This is a genomic window from Paenibacillus terricola, from assembly GCF_014779765.1.
Lineage (GTDB): Bacteria > Bacillota > Bacilli > Paenibacillales > Paenibacillaceae > Paenibacillus_T > Paenibacillus_T terricola.
Genome location: NZ_JACXZA010000003.1, coordinates 182,818 through 200,155 on the forward strand (window position 1 = coordinate 182,818; position 17,338 = coordinate 200,155).

The 17,338-nt window shown below is 49.0% G+C and carries 11 protein-coding genes; all 11 read right to left on the minus strand.

What is annotated here, in order from left to right; translation table 11 throughout:
- Positions 1-32 precede the first annotated feature (32 nt).
- Entirely contained in the window at positions 33-1,571 is a 1,539-nt protein-coding gene (locus H8B09_RS13080) for a glycoside hydrolase (RefSeq protein ID WP_224753570.1), read from the minus strand.
- Positions 1,572-1,698: 127 nt separating this feature from the next.
- Positions 1,699-2,694, minus strand: a complete 996-nt coding sequence (locus H8B09_RS13085; RefSeq protein WP_191203979.1) for a carbohydrate ABC transporter permease — start codon at positions 2,692-2,694, stop codon at positions 1,699-1,701.
- Positions 2,681-3,613, minus strand: coding sequence for a carbohydrate ABC transporter permease (locus tag H8B09_RS13090; protein ID WP_191203980.1), 933 nt, complete (start codon positions 3,611-3,613; stop codon positions 2,681-2,683). The genes H8B09_RS13085 and H8B09_RS13090 overlap by 14 nt, the downstream gene beginning before the upstream one ends.
- Positions 3,614-3,875: 262 nt before the next feature.
- Positions 3,876-6,503, minus strand: a complete 2,628-nt coding sequence (locus tag H8B09_RS13095; protein ID WP_191203981.1) for a DUF5696 domain-containing protein — start codon at positions 6,501-6,503, stop codon at positions 3,876-3,878.
- A 7-nt stretch (positions 6,504-6,510) separates the two neighbouring features.
- A complete protein-coding gene (locus H8B09_RS13100) occupies positions 6,511-7,134 on the minus strand; it encodes a YIP1 family protein (RefSeq protein WP_224753571.1) in 624 nt (207 codons plus the stop codon).
- A 54-nt stretch (positions 7,135-7,188) separates the two neighbouring features.
- Complete coding sequence (locus H8B09_RS13105) at positions 7,189-8,646, minus strand: NHL repeat-containing protein (RefSeq protein WP_191203983.1); 1,458 nt, start codon at positions 8,644-8,646, stop codon at positions 7,189-7,191.
- A gap of 37 nt (positions 8,647-8,683) precedes the next feature.
- Positions 8,684-9,505, minus strand: a complete 822-nt coding sequence (locus tag H8B09_RS13110; protein ID WP_191203984.1) for a carbohydrate ABC transporter permease — start codon at positions 9,503-9,505, stop codon at positions 8,684-8,686.
- 70 nt (positions 9,506-9,575) lie between these two features.
- Complete coding sequence (locus H8B09_RS13115; protein ID WP_224753646.1) at positions 9,576-10,457, minus strand: carbohydrate ABC transporter permease; 882 nt, start codon at positions 10,455-10,457, stop codon at positions 9,576-9,578.
- 57 nt (positions 10,458-10,514) lie between these two features.
- Positions 10,515-13,400, minus strand: a complete 2,886-nt coding sequence (locus H8B09_RS13120; protein ID WP_191203986.1) for an extracellular solute-binding protein — start codon at positions 13,398-13,400, stop codon at positions 10,515-10,517.
- Positions 13,401-13,572: 172 nt separating this feature from the next.
- Positions 13,573-15,651 (minus strand): hypothetical protein, encoded by a 2,079-nt coding sequence (locus H8B09_RS13125; protein WP_191203987.1) that lies wholly within the window; start codon positions 15,649-15,651, stop codon positions 13,573-13,575.
- Between the two features lie 47 nt (positions 15,652-15,698).
- Positions 15,699-17,039, minus strand: coding sequence for a glycoside hydrolase family 30 protein (locus tag H8B09_RS13130; RefSeq protein ID WP_318152608.1), 1,341 nt, complete (start codon positions 17,037-17,039; stop codon positions 15,699-15,701).
- Between the last annotated feature and the right edge of the window lie 299 nt (positions 17,040-17,338).

Consider the following 17,338-nt stretch of genomic DNA (forward strand, 5'->3'; position numbering starts at 1 on the left):
ATAAAGGGAAAAACAAAGCTGCCGTGACAGCTTTATCCTCGCCATTGCCCATACCAAGTGACTACTGACCTTGCCGGAATGTTTCCTTCCAGCGTACCGTCTGCCTGAACTTGGATGTCCTCTCCCTGCGACAGATCACTTTCATCCGATGTCACATAAGTCTGCATGACCTTGATGCCGTCTTTCACTTCCATCCCTTGCAATGAAACTCGAATGCTGCGGTCCTCTTGACTGTCATTCACGAACACAGCGGTGAGCGTCTGGTCTCCTTCGTGAATATAAGCCGATCCCATAAGCCCGCAAGCCTCCTGATCATCTGCCTCATTAAGCGCAATTCGTATTGCGCCAGGACGTACAAACTTGCTGTAATTGCCAAGCGCCCATAGGATCTTGGAAGTCAGAATGTTCTGCTCGTCCCCTGGCTTGTTAAAATCGGTATAGATCAGCCCGTCCTTATAATCCTCCTTGGACACAGCCGTCCACCACTGCCAAGCTGCCGCATTCGCTGCCGCCAGGTCAAAATGAATCGCTCGCGCCACACGCAGCGCTGCATTCATCCCAAAATCGCGGCCATGACCGTCAGCACCAAGAATGCAGTACTCCGACATCCAATAGACAGCATCCGAATCGTAACGCGCAATATTCGCAACAAGCAATTCCCTCAGCGTACCAAGGCGGTCATCGCCAGGCTTATCGTAATCCGACCAGTATGAGTGAGATGCAATCTTATGCCCGATCGCTTCCTTCAGCTCAGGATCATCCAACAAGCACTTGATATATTCACGATACTTGCCTGTCCCAAGCTGGTTCGCACCACTCGTGTATTGCTGCTCGCCGGAGAACGTCTCGAACAAATCATCGTCCAGCAGCGACGTAATCTCAACGCCATCTGCCGCGCTGATCTTCGTCTTCATGCCCGCAGCCTGCAGTTGCCTGTACACCTCAAGAAGTACCCGCTTCAGGTCATCGTTGTTATAACGGTTACCTTCTTGCCCCGAATTGTTCCAGTCCCAGGTCGGTTCATTGATCGGGCTTACATACTGAAACTCTAAACCTTCATTATAAAAATGCTTCAGCACATCGATTAGAAACGATGCGAACGCTGGCTCATAGCCCGGCTTCAAGTTAGTCGAACCCACGCTTGGGTCCGGCTGCGCATGCCCGTTCTTCGTCATCCATACCGGTGGGCTGTTGACGAAGGCGATCAGCGTATTCACGCCTCTTTCCTTCGCTGCGCGCAGAAACCACTGCTGACCCGCCTGCTTGCTCCAATCGTAATCGCCGTCTGCCGACATCTTGAAAGCCTCGGCTCGCCGCCACGGATTGCGAATAATATCGCGATCCGTTTCATCTGAGCCTGCGCCAACATTGAAACGCCAAGCGGACAATCCGATACCTTTCTCTCTGGAGAATAGAAGGTCTGCAACACGGGTTTTATTGTCTTCCGTCCAATGCTTACCGATTGGATCCATGGACCATGCGTCAGATGCCCCGAAATTATCGATCGTTTGGTATTTTACTGCCGCGTCGATCAGCATCTTGCTAACATGCGGCTTAATTCCGACTGTCAATCTAGATTCATCCGCCTTTCTTAAAACATATGACTTTATTAATTTTCTACTTCATACGTAATCTTATATTTCTCCAGTATGAAATAGGCTGGACCGCTTATGAGAACGGCACAGCCGTTTCACCTTGTTAGCCAACAATACCTGATTGTTCAAAGTTCTCTACTATACGCCTCTGGACAAGGAAGTAGATGATCAACAGTGGCAGAAGATAGATGATGGCTGCCGCTTGCTTCACTGCGTCAAAGGAGAATGTCGTTGCACCAGGCACCGCATACCATGTTTTAATCGCATACAAAATATTTTGGATGTTACCCTCAGAGAAGGTGGTCACCAGCTTATTGCTTAAGTACGGTCCGTCTGGATGGAAGTAGCCTGTATAGTAGGTGTCCCCGTAATTCCATACGAACGCTAGAATCGCAACCGTCATAACAGCCGGAACAGCATTCGGGAGCGCAACTCTGAAGTACGTTTTGTAGAAGCCGCAGCCGTCCATATAAGCAGCTTCCTCCAGCTCCTTCGGCAGTCCTTTGAAGAATTGCCGGAATACGAAGATGAACATGCTCTGCTTCACGCCGAATCCGAAGAACGCAATTAAGTAGAGCGTATAAGGCTGATTGATTAAGTCTATCGTGCTGCCATGAAGCGCCGTAATGATGCCGAACACATCAAAGTGCTTGAAACTCAAGTATTGCGAAATGAGCAGCGACTGTGGCGGTACAACGAAGGACACGATGACGAGAACCGTCAGCACACTACGTCCCCAGAACTCTACCCTGCCTAACGAATACCCCGCTATTGCGCATACAAAGATCTGAATAACGGCGATGATAACGCCGTAACCGATCGATTGCAGCATCGGAACGAAGTTGCCGAACACCAGTCGAATGGCCGCCTGGAAGCTGACGGTCGAATACTTGATCGGCACCCAGATGACGTCGGGATTCCCGAGATCCTCAATATTGTTGAAAACGACTGGAATGAGTTTAATTAATGGATAGATGATGGCAAATCCCAGACCAATGACAAGCGAGTAGAATAAGAACCCGAATACGAATTTGCTAAACTTTTCTTTGATCACATAACCGTCTATTCGTCTTACGGTCTGTACATCACTTTTCGCCATTGTTCAGTTTCACCACCTTGCTTGTAATGAATAGAAGCAGAAGCAAATCAATCAATACGTTGAATAGATAGACGACCGATAACGAGGAGCCTACGCCAATGTTGTTCTTATTGAACGCAAAATAGTAGATTTCCGTCGAAATCGACGATTGGAGAAACATATCAACGAACGTATAGACCAGCGCGAACAACGAGATGTTTGACAGCAGTGGAAGCGTAATTTTCCAGAATACTTCGTAGCTGTTGGCACCTTCAATGCGAGCGACCTCGTATAGAGATCGATTGATCGACTGCAAGCCTGCCAAGAAGATCAACGTCTGAACCCCTGTCTGAGAGATCAGCGTAAAAATGTTGCTGGCAAGGTCGGAAATAAATAACGTCACATTCAGCGGTAGAAAAGTATAATTGAGCAGGAAATCGATCAGAAAGCTCGTATCAATCTGACTGCTGACTGCTGCATCGGCCACATCGCCGCCCGACGTGATATTGACGAGATCCACGACGACCTTCAGTCCCAATACGATTGGAAGGAAGAAGATGACCCGTGCCAGCCCCCGTCCCTTGAACTTCACGTTCACTAGAATGGCGCAGAACAAGCTGAAGATGACGATAACCGGCGTATTGATGAAGATGTCGATGTTCTCGTCCGTGAATACCCGTAGGAACGTCTGACTCTGACTGGATACTTCCGAGCGGAATAAGTTAGTGAAATTTTGCAAGCCGACATACTTGAGCGTCATGCCCCCGTTGTCGGCAACGCCTACCTCGTGAAACGAGTATTTGATCGTGTTCACTAGCGGCTTTATGAAAAACAGGATGAAGCCGATCAGCCACGGCAGCATGAACACGATGCCATGGATTTTTCTCATATTTTGATGAGATATACGCAGCTTCTTTGGTTTGACCGCTGTACCCTCCACCTTCGGAACCTCCTTAAAGCAATTTTGCTTCTTCTTCGATGTACTGCTTTGCAAGCAAAATTGCTTACCTCGTAAGCATCCGCTTAGCAATTTGCGTGCTTCTTCGATGTACTTCCTGTAAGCAAATTGCTCACTTCGTAAGCATACGCTTAGCAATTTGCGTGCTTCTTCGATGCTTCTATTTGAAAGCAAATTGCTAGCTTCGTAAGGATACGCCTAGCAATTTGCTTTCTTCTTCAATCGCTTCTTGTAAACAAATGACTTACTTGTTGGACTCGATGATGTAGCCTAGCGCATCCAGCTGGTGGCCTGCCACGGTAACGGCATATTTGTTGTAGTTGACGATAACCGCCGCTCCGGATGCATAGGTGGTCTCGAACACGTTTTTCGCCAGCATCTGATGATTGACGATCTGCTTCGAGCCAATCTCTTCAAGTCCTTTGCTGTACTCGGAATATAGAGACTTAATAGAGTCTTTAATAGCCGAATATTGAATCGAAATATAATCGCTGTATTCCGAATTTTTCAGAACGTCGACGTTCTCCGAGCTAATCGTAAACTTCGGAATGCTGCCAAGCTCGAACGCCTGTAGCAAGAAGTAGCTGCTTCGATCTCCCGACATGTTCACGTTCAGCGTCGTATATTCCGTCAACCCGTTCATGACGAGTTGTCTGAATGGAATCGTGCCGTACATCGTGCCATATTCGCTGCTCTCTCTCGAGATATTCTCTGCGTATTGGCTGTAACGGACTTTGTCCATATTCGGATTGTCCAGCGCGATCGTCTTGCTCTCCGACAGCTTCTTCAAATTGTCCTCGACGATGCTATTAGCCACGACCGGATCGATAATGTCTCGTGGATTGTAGTTCCCGTAATAGGTCGAACCCATATCATTCACCGCAATATTCGGATAGTCGTCAGAATCCTTGATGAACTTGTTCACCGTATCGCTTAGGATCAACGGATTGAGCAGATACTGCTTCGTTACATACAAGTTGAACATGCCGCCAGCAAGATCGTACTTCTGGAGGGCAATCGGCTTGCCGTCATAGCCATGCAGCGCGTTCGATTTCAGCCAGAAACCATCGCTCGTATCGGATACTCGCATCAGGTCGGCATTCATGAACAGCTGGCTGTCAGTGTTCTGCTTGAAGTAGTCCATCAAGGCATTCAACTGCTTGCTGCTGCCGTTAGCCTTGGTCAAGTCCGCCTTGTTCGAGATTGTGTTGTTTATGCCTCCATTGAAGAAGCCCTTGTAGTTCACAACCTTGTTGACGTCTTGCAGATCGTTCATGATCGATAGCAGTTGATCGTACTTCGTCATCGAATATGGCTTCGTATAAGGGATTCCGAGGAACCGCTTATCCAGCGTGACCGCTCCGATGACGTCGAGGAACAGCTTCGGCTTCGTATCGTACACGGGCTTCAAGTCGTATTTGTCGATCAAATACTGCTGGTAGCTCTTCGCCATGTCATAATACGAGACGTTGCCGCTGAAAAGCTTATATCGAATCGCATAATCGACGTTGATCAAACCCGTCGTAGACAGGAACCTTGCATCGTTGTCGCTGTAAGGCCCGAACACCTTCACGCGAGAGAACTGCATCGCGTCCAGCGAGCTGTACGTTTTGTTATACAATGTACCGCCTGATGATGTATCGTTCGTACCAAGCTGAACCTTGATCGAGCTCAGCTCCGCTCCAGAATCGATGATTCCCAGATAGCCCTGCGTCTTACCGGCAACATCCGTATCATACATACCGAACAGCGGCATCGTCAGATTCTCCGGAAACTCCGGCATGTCGTAGAGCTTGTCGTAATACGTGTTGTCGTATACGGGACGTTCATACTCCGGATATTTGCCATTGAACGTGTTGAGCTTGAACAAAGCCCCGGAACCGTCTGGTACGAAGATGTACCCATCGCTAATTTTGTCCGCCGAAGCAAGCCCGAAGGCAGGAAGCACAGCAATGTTCTGCAGCGTATAGAAGTTGTTGCCGCCTTTAATTTCATAGGTCGGCACTTTGACGACGAGATCGCCGTTATCGAGCGTCGCTTCCATCGTGATAACGAATTTAGCAGGCTCGGTGATCGACACTTGAATGCCGAATTGCTGGCTGTCCGCCATCAGCATCTCTGTCGTATATCCGACCGCTTTGGACAGACTGATCAGGTCCTTCACAAGCGATGTCGGCGGAAGTCCCGAGAACTTATTGAAGTACAAGTGGTTGTCTTGATCCAGCTGGTACGTAATGGACAAAGCATCGTTATATTTCTGCGCATCTACATTGCTGATCGTTCCATCGAGAATCCCTTTGTTGATGGGATCGACGAACTCTGCTTGATAATTCTCTTCCGAAATCTTCTCGGGCATATACTCGTTCAACCGATACGATTCGGTTTCGAAGAAGTCGAACACGATCTGAACGCCGTTCTCGATCTGATTCAGCTCGTACCGACCGTTCTGAATCGTATATTTGAACGCATCCCATTCGGTCAAGGTGCCGTCCTTGCCTAGAAACTTAATGACAAGCGGCGATTTCTCGACATCTCCGGCGCCCTCATCCAGAAACAGGCTATTCCACTCGGTGCCAGCGGCTGTATCTTTGACTTGTAAATTCAACGTCGTCGTATCGAGATAGAGCTGCTTCTGGCTACTGCTTGCCAGCAGAACGTTGCCCGATTTGGGCTCGATCTTACCAACGACTGGTGAGAGGCCCGCCCTCGCCACGGCAGGTGCAGCCTGCTTGTCGATGCTCCAATGCTTGATCAGCGAAGGTGCATACGAGCCCGCCACGATGAGGACAACAACTATAGCGGCGATGGCGAGCTCTCGATACCCGATATTTTTGATCCGGCGCAGTGCCGTTACTTGTAAGCTATTTAGCATCTTGGCATCACCTTTTCATCCATTCAATGACTACGGAATACACGAATCCGATTACTTTGCTGACCAACATGAAGTACAGGATCGCCAGGAAAACAATCATGATTGCGGAGATGAACGTAACGATAAGCGTGACAACGTTCGTTAAGGGCGAATATTCGTGAATGACGCACAGCCCACAGAATACTAGGAAGTAGAACCAAATGGTTCCGATCACGACGAACGCATGAAGCAGCGCTGCTTCCTCCTGAATAATCGTATTACTCAGGATAATACCGATAATATCGAATATCAGCTTCGGTACTAGCGCATACGTCATGACGACATAGATATCGCCCATGGTCCCGTTCCCGTCGAACAGGGTGGTCACGCTCCAATTGCTAATCATAAAGAGCAAGAAAGGAATCAAGGTCGTTATAAAAAGCATGATGCTGTTCATTGCAAACAACGGATTGTAGTTCAATATAAACCCGGTATATTGATAACCTAAGATACCCGTAAGCCCGCAGATCAGCAAAATGATCGTCGGAAGCGTATAGTTTCTACTTCTAGTAGACTTAACCGCGTAAAACCCGTCGAAAGGATGCAGCAGGACATGGAACATGTATTTACTTTCTGCAATCATACTGGCCATATCGGTGAACCCTACCCTTTCCTTTAAATTGCGTTACCTCTTAAAGATTTGAATTTAGCTGTTTCTCTTGTTGTACCGGAACTCGGAATAGAATAAGGCGAAGGCCACAAGCAGGAACGGAATGATTAACCATACAAAGTGGTGCTGAATGAACAAGTTGCGATACCCGTTATAGGCCTTGGAATAATACCCTCGACTGTTGCCTAATTCGAAGTAATACATCGCATCTTCGTACTTATCTCTCATCAGATAGTTACGGCCTACTCCCGTATAAGCAATGTCATAGTTCGCATTCTGATGGAGCGTTTGCTCATAATCTTTGCCTGCCGCTTCCCATTTGCCGTTAAAATATTGCTTCTCGGCATCCAAGGCAATCTGGCCGAATTCGGTTGGCTGGTAGAGGTAAGCGGTGCTGAACTGCTTATCCGTTACAATCAATCGGTCGCCAGCCCATGCAATCGCAGTAGGGTCCTTCAGATCTCCCTTCAAGTTGCCGTTAGATCCGAATATATTCATGAGGTCCCCTTCAAAATTGTAGAGAAACACGCGTCCCTTCGTCTTGTCGAGCAGCGCATAAACGCCGAAATCCGATACTGCGATATCGACGAACTGGCTTTTCTTATCGGTAATGCCGAAGGAATGCAGGTCGCCGATAACTGGCCAATAGCCGTTCTGAAGCAGTACGTTCTCGCCCTTCGAGTTAAAGCGGAACACTTTATTTTGGGCCGAAGCGTCGAAGGTCGTCGCATAGATAAGCCCTTCCGAGTCAAACGTTATATTGTTGAACGATGGCGCGAATATTTTCTTCATTTTCTGCTTCTGTTGACTCGATGCAATCGACTTCCAGAAGTAGTCCACGACATTGACTTTGGGCTTGTTTAGACCAAAATATCGAGCGAATGTTCCATCGCTATTCAATTGAATGATCCCTTCATAGCTGCCTTGAACGACAACGCTGATCTGACCATCCTTATCGACAATCACTTTGGAAGGCTTGAATTGCGTGACGCCGACCATATTCGCTGGCTTCTCGATACTCCGCTTGAATGCGTAGTTGCTTCCGCTCAGGACGACAATCCGCTCAGCCTCTGTATCCGCGATATAGAGCTCATTAAGCGCCTCACTGAAGTAAACGCCGCCTGGTTTGTTCAGCATCAACTGTTGGTTCGTATCCGGGTTGACGATAATCTTCCCTGCATCGTCCCGAATGAGCTTGATCGACAAGAGAAACTTCAGATCCCTATCGAATACGTCAACACGGCTTTCCGTGGAATCGACGAGGAAGATACGGTCCGAGCTTACGAATACATCGTCAACGCTGCCCAGCGGGATGTCCCCTAGGCTGCTTCCATCCACTTGATTGACAAGTTCGAACGCCGGAAGACTCTTCTGAGAATTGCCCCAGAAATCATACGTATAATTGCTCTCAAAGGTATTGGCAGCAAACGCGCTGGCGGATGGAAGCATCATGCCAAGAATGAAGGCGAAAATTATAGCCCACTTATATTTCATAGCTGTTGGGCCTTCCTTTCCGATTGTGAATTGATCATTATTCTTTAATGCCTGACGTCGCCATTGTCGAGATTACGTTGCTCTGTGAAATAACGAAGACGACGATCGGAACGATCAGCATGATGAGCGTAACGGCCGAGGCAACCCCGGTCCTCGCTACGCCCGCATTAACAATCTGGGATAATGCATAGCTGACCGGCTTGAGCTTCTCGCTGTAGATAAAGCCGCCTCCTGTCGTCCCCCACAAATTCTGGAAGGACAAGATGATTAGCGTGATCCATGCCGAACGCGAGAGAGGCATCATAACCTTCCAGAAAACCGTAAACTCATTGGCCCCGTCCATCTTGGCAGCCTCGATCAATGCATCGGGCACCTGCACCATGAAGTTCTGCATGAGGAACAGTCCTAATGTAGAAGCTGCGGTTGGCAGAATGACAGCCCAATACGTATCGATGAGTCCTAGCTTAGACATGATGACGTAGTTAGGCAGTGCGGTAACGGTACCGTTGAACATAAGCGAGTAAACGATCATTTTGGACATCGTCTTCGATCCCGGGAACACATATTTCGCTAGCGGGAAAGCCGCCATCGAACCGATGATAACGCTGCTCGCCGTACCCGCAGCCGTTAGAAACACGGTGTTGAACAAATAGCGGGACATCGGAATCCAAGAGTTGCCGATAATGATGAACAAATCCTGGAAGTTCGTAAGCGTCGGATTCTGAACGAACAGCTTGGGCGGGAAAATAAAGATCTCGTTGAGCGGCTTGAATGCATTGTTAATGATGAAGACAAGCGGCCAGACACTGAATAATCCGAATAGGCCCAGAAACAAAGTAAGAAAGGCATCGCCGATCATACTCCTGTTTCTTCGTTTGAACTTCCTGGATAGATAAACTTTCTTAATGGCTAAAGGAAGAGCATTCACTCTAGGCACCTACCCTTCTGAGAACCTTCTGGACGATGATGTTGGTAAACACCATGATGAAGAACAGAATCGTTGCAATCGCCGACGCATAACCCATCTCATGTCGAATGAATCCGTAATCGTGCAAGTGAGTCAGAATCGTATGACCCGAGTATTCGACTGACGGGAAGCCCGCAAGCTCGAGTGAAATCTGAGATACGGATAGTGAAGCTGTAATCTGCATCACCGCGCCGAACAACAGCTGCGGTCTCATCGAAGGAAGCGTAATGAACCACAGCTCCTGCCAACGGTTACGAATGCCGTCGATCTGACCCGCTTCATACAGCGTCTTATCAACGTTCTGCAAACCTGCGATGAACGCCAGGAAGCTGACGCCAAGGCTTAGCCACAGCTGAACGAGAATCAGAATCGGGAATACGTATTTCTTCGTATCGAAGAATAGAATCGGCTCGCTTGCGAGACCCAGCTTCATCATCCACGCATTGGCGTAGCCATACATATCGGATGAGAAGATGAGCTTCCAGATCATATAAGCGTTGCCTGAAATCGATGGCGCATAGAACACCAGTGTCATGACGGCGCGCACCTTCGGCGACAGCTCGTTGATCAACCATGAGAACACGAAGCACATCAGGTAACTGACCGGCCCTGTTATGAGCGCGAAGAACAACGTGTTCTTGACGGCAATGAGGAAGACATCGTCATTGACCGTCAGGTTGATATAGTTACGGAGCCCGACAAACGTTGGCGCCTCGAGCATATTGAACGATGTGAAGCTAATAACGATCGAAGTGAGTACAGGGATCGCTGTAAACACCAGGAATAGAATCGCGAACGGCAGAATGAGCAAATACTTGCCTTTATGCTCTTTCCAGACTTGCATAGGGGACCTTCTGCCGCGGTTACTTGTCTTTACTTGTCGACTCGTCAGCATAATCGCCTACTGCTCCTCTTTCAATTGATTCGGATCCAGGTAAGACAGATGGAATTCCTTACGTTTCTTAGCAAGTTCCTTGTCAATTGTTTTGCTATTCAAGTACAGTGTCTCTCGCGAATTGAGTCCACCTGTCACGACTGCACGGAACGCGTAATCGATTGCCCGTGTCGTCATATATCCGCCTGGCACCTCAGGTATGCCAACCGTATCGTTGAACTGCTGAACGATTTGTTTGGAATCCTTATTCGACCATGGGAGCTGCTTGAGCACCTCGAGATTCGCTGTCGGATATCGAGCAGCCGCACCAATGACAGACTCAAGCGACTTCGCATACTGTACTTGCGTATCTGTGCTGAGCCACCACTGCAGGAATGTCCAGCCTGCTTCCTTGTTGTCCGATGCTTTCATGATGATGCTGTCGATCGTGTCGGCAACAGCCTCATTATTCACTGTTCCGTCCGTGCCTTGAACACCTGGCAGCGAAGCGAACGACCACAAACCTCTGATCTCTGGTGCGAATACTTCCAACTGGTTGTAGGTCGTATAAGGAGCAATGCCGATTGGCATCTCACCCGATCTGAATCGATTAGCGAAATCGGCTGTTAATGGAAGTCGTTGGCTTGTAAAGAACCGCGTCAGTCTGTTGAACGCTGACATCGCGCGATCATCAGTCAATCCGGTCTGGATACCGTAATCGCTGCCAGTGCCTTGATACAAGTCTCCGCCATACTGATATACCATAGATGGGTAAAGTGCCTGACCTGGCATCCAGAAATCGTAATTATTCGCATGCAGAATCGAGATGATGCTCTCTACCTCATCCCAGGTCGTAGGCGGCTTCAGACCAAGCTGCTTGAGGATATCGTCTCGATAAAACATCATCAAGAATGTTTCCTGCTCGGGAAGACCAAACGTCCCGTTCTGATAGCCTACCGTGCGCATGGCACTCTCGCTAAACTTCGCTTTCATCTCATCGAAGCCATCCAGCTTCGACAGATCGACGAGCGCATTCCGCATTGCGAAGTTAATTACCGTCGCTTGTGGTACAGCCAGCGCAACGTCTGGGCCATTGCCTGCAAGCGTTGCTGGCAGAATGACATCCTCTGGAATCAACTGCAGATCGACTGCTATGTTAGCGTTCGGCGTGAAGCTCTGATCGATCAGATTCCGAATGATCTGCGCTTGGTCGCGGCCGGCCGAGATCCATACTTTGAGCGCCTTCTTGTCCGTCGTCTCCGACAATTGATTGGCGTCGACGAAGAACGTAGATAGGAAGCGAACGGTTCCGTAATAGCTTTTCTCGAAGAAGTTCGGCTTCGCCTTCGGCAGCTTCGCTCCCGGTGCGGACAATGTGAAGCTGTCGAGTTGGAGCGGCATCTCAGATATGGATGTGATCCATGTTCCTAAGGAAGAGATGTTGTTCTGGAATGTACCCAGCTCGCCAATGACACTGTCGGGCTTCTGGCTTAATCGTTCCGCCTGCACCTGCATCTTCTCGATCATGGCCGTTTTCTCGCCTTTCTCGCCCGTGATGCGTACCAGTTCGTCGACGACCTTCTTCAGTCGATCACTTTCGGTTTTCAACGTTTCTGCGTAATTCGGAATCTTCTTCGTAATCTCGTAGTCGATATACTTATCTGGTACGAGACCGGTGATTTGTACGGTATTGCGATAAATATCATTGAGCGCGAAGACGCTCTTCTCTACTTCCGACAGCGGCATTGCGAATTCGCCTAGGACAGTCTCCAGGGAAATCGTATTCTCCCCTTGCTTCAGATGAAGAAGCAGCTCGTCTTCGCCATTCTCCAGTACATAATTGACGAAGCCAGTATGGAAGCCGAACGGAATGGCGGTTGCTTCCTTGAACGGAACCTCGCCGTTTACTTTCAGCTGCCGATAGGACATGACGCCTCGGTTCGTGTTCTGTTCGCCTCGGAAGGACAGTCTGTAGAGACCTTCCTCCGGTACGTCGATCGTCCATCGCAGGAAATCGCCAGGCGTTCTCCAGTTGGAACCGCCGATCGTATTGAGCTTGATTTTGTAAGGGTGATACGGGACTGTATTCGAATTGCCATAATCCGTCGTCATCAGAATATCAACAGACGATTTCTCGATATCGAGCGTATGCTCGTCAGTTCGTTCTGCTTGGTAGACGATGTTCGCGCCGTCATACACCTTATATTGAGCTTCCCAATCTTGCAGGACTTCCGCGTAAGGCTTGATCGTCGGGGCTGCTTTGAACGTAATATCGCTGATGACGACCGGCTCCTTGACGGACTCGAAGGTGAGCGTGTGCGAGCCTGCACTGAGATAAAACTTGTACGGCTCCAGGCTTCTTCGCTGCGAATCATTAAGATAGACAGTCGTAATCTCAGGCTTCTCTACTGATACAGGCAGAATCTCATTGCCATTTTTATTAACAATCGGCTTACCGCCGCTATTGTCCCATAATTTGTTGAAGATCAATTGATTGAGGCCGGTATACAGGCTTTCATGATCAATGGTCAGCTTTCGCTCGATTTTCGAGTTCGTTCCTTGTACGGGCAGATAGGTGATGGCCATGTTATAAAAGCCCGCTTCCTGCACAGAGACATTCCACGTGATCGTACCGATGTCGCCAGTCTGTACCGCGCCATTCTCTACACTTGCGATCATTCCGCCTGCCTTCTGATACGACAACAGATCCACTTTAACCTCTGAAGAAGCCATCTGCCCCGAGTAACCCGCATCTGCGAGATATTGGCTGTAGGATTCTTCAACGTAGTCATTGTTCTCCGACTGCGATGCAATCGTCGCCTTAGCGCCGCCTGAACGCAGCGAAGGTATAAGTATGACCAATGCGATGATGATCAGCACACCGCCAACTAACATTCTCTTCTTCTTGATCATTACCATGAACCTCCGTTATAGTGCGTGTTCAAAAAGTTCGTTTTTCAGCTCAAAAGCATACTTTTTGAATTACCTCTTATAGCTGATAGGTGCTATGAAAGCCTTCATAGCACCTACCGCCTTTAGACGATTTGCAGTTTAGGACCCTTAGCTGCTGCTTTATAACGGGAGTTTACTTTTCAACCTTGACTTTAATCGTCAGATCCGCTTTGTTGCCTGCGTAGTCCGTTACCGTGAGCTTAACGTCGTACTCGCCAGCCGTCGTAACGTCGAGACTGCCGATATCCGCTGTTACATTGCCTTTCAAGTCAAAGCCATCTTTGTCGACTGCTTGATCGACGAAATCGCCTGCCCAGTTGACTTTCGCTGCGTCTTCATTCACTTTGATCGCGCGGAAGCCTTCTTTCGCCGTGATTGTTGGAGCAGTCGTGTTCTTCGGATCGAATACGATGACAGCGAAAGTGCCTTTGCCTTCATTACCGGCTGCGTCCTTAACCGTCAGAACGAGGCCGTTGTCATATTTGCCGACTTTATCCTTCGTAATGCCGCTCGTATCAACCTTCACATTAGCGAATGGAAGATCGCCGTCAATACCGTCAGTTGCTTTGACAAGCGTATCCCACTTCACTGTGGATGGATCCGTGCCTGCTTCAATTGCGATTGGTTTGCCTACGAGCGCGAAGCTTGGCGGCATGTTATCAACCGTTTTCTCCGAGCTAAGTGCTTTCTCTGTCGAACTCATGACCTCAAGAATTTGGTTCTTCTGCGCATCGATTGCGCCTGCATATTTCGCAGAGCCGTTCAGACCATAGAGAGAGTTACCAAGGATGGTATCTGACCAAAGGTTCGACCAAGGCAGGATACCCGAGTACTCGTTCGGCTTGCTGCCTGCGATGCCAACGAAAGCTTCCATAATGTTAGCGCCAATCTTCTCGTTCGTTACGTCGAAGCCATAGTTGACAGCCGTCATCTTCGCTTGTTTCGTGAAGAAGTCGAGTGCTTTGTCGCTGCCTGCAAGTGTTTTGTAAACCGTCGACCAGTAGATTTCGTAAGCTTTCAGTGCAAGCTCCGTTTTCTCTTTGGAAACGCCCTTCAGAACAGCAAATTGGTTACCTGGGGTAATGACTTGCTGATATCTTGCATCGTCTGCTGGAACGTCGTCTGGTCTTGGGAATGGTACAACACCCATCGATTCGCCGCGTGCAGCGAGCGATTGACCTGCGCCAGCGGAGAGCCATGGCACCATATTCGTGAAGACGGATTCGCCATTGCCGAAGTCGCTGCCGTTCCATGTCCAGCCTGGCACTGAGGTATCATCGCCGTAGCGAACCGACATCATCAGCTTCTTGGAAATGAGACCATCGATATACTCAACGGCTTTCTTCGCTTCAGGAGCATCAGCCGTCAGACCATTCGCACCATATACTGCGCCACCGTTCGAGTGAATAGCTTGCGTTGCCGTGTAACGGTAGTCCGTTTCGAACGCTTTGATAGGTACATCCGTACGTACTGGCGATTTTTTGTTCGCATAGTACTCATTGACCTTCGTCAGATAGTCTTGGAATTTAGACCAAGTCCACTCACCTTTTTTCCACAGGTCAGCAGGATAAACCGTCTGGCCGTTTTCTTTCAGTGCATCTACCTTATCGAGGTAAGTTGCGTTGTATACGAGTGGCCAGTAATTTACAAAATCAAGAATGTAGTTCAGGAAGTAGTTGTGGCCGAACATCTTGTCACCGAACATCCAGGAGCTATCTTCGTCGCTGAAGATGTTCTGGTATTCATCAAGCGGTTGGAAAATGTTCTGTCCAAGCAGCGTACCTTGCGAGCCGCCCCACAGCAGTGCCACGTCAACGATCGGTGCGTTAGCGAGTACCGATTTCAAGAGTGCTTCACGAACGTCGCTTGGATATTGCACCCATTTGATTTTAACGTTGAGCTCTTTCAGAATTGCCTCTTCCGCTTTCGTTCTTGCGAGCAATTGGTCTGGCGCCATGCCCGATTTGCCCGTAACAGGGTCTTTCCAAGACGGGTCATCCCCCGCTTGCCAGTGCGTACCGAATACGATTGTCGTCGGCTCGCCTGTAGGTTTTGTTGCTGTATCATCGGTTTTAGCCGTCGTATCCGTAGATTCTTTCTCTGTATCCGTCGATTTCGTATCGTTGTTCGAGCTGCTGCACGCACCAAGCATAACGACGCAGAATGCAAGAATGATCGATATCGATAGGAACTTCTTCACTTTTACTGACATTGTTGATCCTCCCTTTTAGTACTACCTCTTAGATCATGCTAACTTCGCTATCCTAGAATCCCTTCTAAAAAGCCCGTTGATTGAATCACAAAGGTTGTTACCGACTCCGCGGGAAGCACATAGTGCTTCAGCCCTTTCACCTCCTTCACAAGCGCCAGGTCGGCGTTGTTCGATGTCTCGTAGATCGAGGCATTCTTCCCTTTCAGGCCGCCGAAGTTGACTGGCTTCTCCTGTCCGGTTGAATTGATCGCTACAATGACCGTCTTCTTCTTATCAGGACTGACATAAGCGGAGACCAGCACATCGCTGTCTTGACTGTCGACTTCAATCCGTTGATAGCCCGGCTTAATGAACTTGGCGTAGTTGCCGAAGCTCCACATCCGCTTCGCTGCGCCGAATTCTCGTGTCGTCTCGTTCACATACACAAGCGCATCCCGGTAATCCCCTTTGGCGACAGCCAGCCACTGCTCCCACGTGGATACGTTCAAGATCGTCATATCCTCGTGGATCGTCTTCGCGAGCACTAATGCCGCATCCAATGTGGCAGCGCCGCCGTTCACCATCTCGCACCACTCGGTCTGATACAACGGAAGCATGTTATCGAACTGTTGGAAATACTCAGCAGCAATTCGCTTATCCTTCTCACTTGCCCAGTAAGAATGTACTGCATAAGCATCAATCGACTTCGACAGCACCTCGTCGTCCATGATTCGCTTGTACATGGTTAGCGTGTAATTCGGGTCGTTCCATGTTCCGGATTCGGCGATGAGAAGCTTCACGGGAAGATCCCGTTTCTGCAGCTCCAGTGCGACTTTTCTCGAAAGGCTGATTACCTGTTCCGGCTCGTAATGACTGCCTTCCTGTCCGCCCTTCCAATCCCACTGCGGCTCATTGATTGGGCTTAGATAAGTGACCGGGATGCCTTCCTTCAAGAAGAGCTCCGTAATATCAACCAGATAAGTAGCGAACGCTTCTTCGTTCTCCGGCGGCAGATTGGATAACCCGTTCGGATCGCCAGAGGAATATCCGGATTTCGTCAGCCTCGCCGGCGGGCTGTTGGCGAACAACTCCACAGATGCACCGCGCTTGACCGCTTCTTTCATCGCATGAATCGCATTGTGATCTCGTTCTAGATCGTAGACGCCAGGCGATACTTCCACCGACTGCGTGCTGCGCCATGGATCGTCCGCAACCGTAGGCTGACCGGCTCCGATGTTGTACCGATAAATATTGAGCCCGATCCCCTTCTTGCTGTCATACAACAAATCCATAATGTCGCTGATGTTATCCCAACCGCCGACATCTTGCGCCCACCAAGCGCCCGATGCCCCGAAACCATCAATCTTCTGAAAGGTCTTATCGTAGTTAAGCTGGATGGATTCCCCCACCACATCGCCACCTTCATCATCAGGTTCAGAATCACGCTGTATAATCGATCGGTAAGTGAAAGAACTAATAATGAGACATATAAGCAAGAACACGATTGGGATCATGAACCTTTTCTTACGAAAAATCATTTGTTCACTCCTAACCCTACTGCACCTGGATGATACCGCTTTCACAAACCTCGATTAACTCCAACTGCGTAAGTCTGTTTACCCTCCCCACCGGTAAAATAATGAGCGGCGGGGGCTCCATTAATCGCATCGCATTCGATCAATTGGAATCGGTCAACATCCACAGCTGG